Origin of the sequence: Natrialba taiwanensis DSM 12281 (genome assembly GCF_000337595.1) — an archaeon.
Lineage (GTDB): Archaea > Halobacteriota > Halobacteria > Halobacteriales > Natrialbaceae > Natrialba > Natrialba taiwanensis.
On record NZ_AOIL01000058.1, the window covers coordinates 1 to 2,634 of the forward strand.

At 55.7% G+C, this 2,634-nt stretch carries 1 protein-coding gene and 1 pseudogene; both read left to right on the plus strand.

Features of this window, described 5'->3' with window-relative positions; all coding sequences use genetic code 11:
• The first annotated feature begins 186 nt into the window (after window positions 1-186).
• Entirely contained in the window at window positions 187-1,578 is a 1,392-nt protein-coding gene (locus C484_RS17675) for a DEAD/DEAH box helicase (RefSeq protein WP_006827250.1), read from the plus strand.
• Between the two features lie 6 nt (window positions 1,579-1,584).
• Window positions 1,585-2,525, plus strand: a pseudogene (locus C484_RS24785) (DUF790 family protein); the annotation flags it as partial.
• Window positions 2,526-2,634: the final 109 nt, after the last annotated feature.

Sequence of the window (2,634 nt, forward strand, 5' to 3'; positions counted from 1 at the left end):
TCGTGAAGTTCTTCGACAGAGATCTCGTCGAGATGATCCATTAGAAGCTTCAACAATCTATGGGCGGAAAGTTCTAACGGTTACTATAGAATTCTCCCTTAGCCACAGAAGGACAACGACACGCCTCAGCAGAACTCGAAGAACCAACATATTGAATTCACTCGGGATCCTCCATCGCTACACTGAATGCGAGTCGAATTCGACGACGGGACGCTCCTGCTCCGTGATGCCCCCGACGATGTCCCCTATGCGGAGTGGGACGACCGCGTTGATGAGTACCGAACGCAAGCGTATCGATATCGATCTCTCCTCGAATGGGTGGGTACTTGGGCGGACGGAAACGAGCAGGCAACGCTTCAGGACGGCTTCACTCACGCTCTCAAAGACACCGCGCGAGCCTATCACGATTTCGCCCTCACACCAGCTCTCCACATCGAACCGCGTGACTATCAACAGGCCGCTCTCGACGCGTGGATCGACCACGAACGACAAGGGAGCGTCGTGCTTCCCACGGGCAGCGGGAAGACGTTCCTCGGACTACAGGCCATCGCCGACGCCGGCGTCAGCACACTCGTCGTCACACCAACGATCGATCTGATTAACCAGTGGCACGCCACGCTCACCAATGCCTTTCGTGACCAACTATCTGGGCCGGTTGGCGTCCTCGGTGGCGGCAGCCACAACGTCACCCCGATCACGGTCACTACCTACGATAGCGCCTACCGCTACATCAACAAGTATGGTGATCAGTTCGGCCTGCTCATCGTCGACGAGGAACACCATCTGCCAGCTCCGACCTACCAGCAGATTCCCGAGATGACCATCGCGCTGTATCGCCTTGGGCTGACTGCCACCTATGAACGGCCTGATGGCAAGCACGAACTCCTCGAGGATCTCATCGGCCCGGTTGTTTATCAGAAAGATGTCGACGAACTCGCTGGCGAGTACCTCAGCAAGTACGAAACCATCCACATGTCGGTCGAACTCACTGCTGACGAGCGCGAAACATACGACGAAGAGTACCAGATTTATCGCGACTACGTCGATAGCCACGAGTTTGATCTGTGGAAAGAACGGGGTTACCAAGAGTTCCTCAAGCGAACATCCTATGATCCGAAGGGACGGCGGGCACTCATTGCCAAGCAGCGAGCCGAGCGACTCACCCGGACGGCACAGAAGAAACTCGAGACGCTCGACAATCTGATCAAACGCCACCATGATGACCGCGCGATTATCTTCACTGCAAACAACGACTTCGCCTACGAGATTTCTCAGGAGTTCATCATCCCCTGTATCACCCACCAGACGAAGACCGACGAGCGCACCGAGATTCTCGAACGGTTCCGTACCGGCGAGTACTCGATGCTGGCAACATCACAAGTTCTCGACGAGGGGATTGATGTTCCCGCTGCGAACGTTGGGATCATCCTTTCAGGGAGTGCCTCGAAACGACAGTATGCCCAACGGCTCGGGCGGATCCTCCGCCCGGCAGATGATCGCCAGCCCGCGCGACTCTACGAGATTATTACGGCAGACACGATGGAAACGTATGTTTCCCAGCAGCGTCGAAAAGGGTGACAACAAATGCTGACGGCTGATCTTGCACGGTCTCGCACCACCAGCGACGCAATCAGGCCGCTGTTCATCGATCCAGCTGATGAGAAATATCGAGAGGCCGCCCGTGAACTCATCGATCTGTTCGATGCTCACCTTGGTGAGCCGAAAGGCGATCTCGAAGATGCGATTGACGAATTGACCATCGCAGATACTGACTACAAGATCATCCAAGGCCTTGCGAAACTCCTCACAGACGAGTGTGAGTTCGAGGTCGTGGCCTCAGTCGAGCCCCGCGAAATCCGTCGGCGGCTGTTCGAGAAAGCCAACGAGCGGTACCCCGTTGTTCGTCAACCAACGCTCGGCGAAGACACTCAGAAACTAGAGGTGTATGGCGCAGTCGCCGACAAAATAGGCATCTCACTCGAGGAGTGCTATCGAGGGATGTACGCCGACTTGGAAGACAACAAGCGACTCATCCGGATCGGCACGCGGACGGCCAACCAGTACGCCACTGATGACGATATACAGTCATCTACAACGACGCTGACCGGCAGCAGCGACAAGGACTATGAAAACACACCACCCTCACTATAGATTGGCTGTTAACCCGGTACAACCTCGCGCTCGCCCAGGCAGTCCTCTACGACGCGACCGAGAGGCGGATTCGCGTATGGGACCACTTCGGGACGGTATTCAGCTATGTCAAGCTGTTTGGATTGATGCACCGAATTTACCCGATCGACGCCGACGGCGAACGCGTCGCGAGTACGGACCTGGCTGCAGGCTATGAAGCGGTTTTGGACGGACCAGCATCACTGTTCTCCCAATCGCAGAAGTATGGTATACGCATGGCGAACTTCCTACCGGCGTTACCACTCTGTGATCGCTGGGAAATGACTGCCGAGGTACTCGCCGACGAGACGTCAGGCGAGACGCGGCAGTTCTCGCTCGATTATACTGAAAAACTGGCTCCATTGAATCACTAGATGTCGTCGGGATAGGTCGGTAAATCGAAGGAGTTGAAGCGGGTGAGTGGCAGTTTGGATGAACGTCACTACCCGCTTCACTGAAGAAATG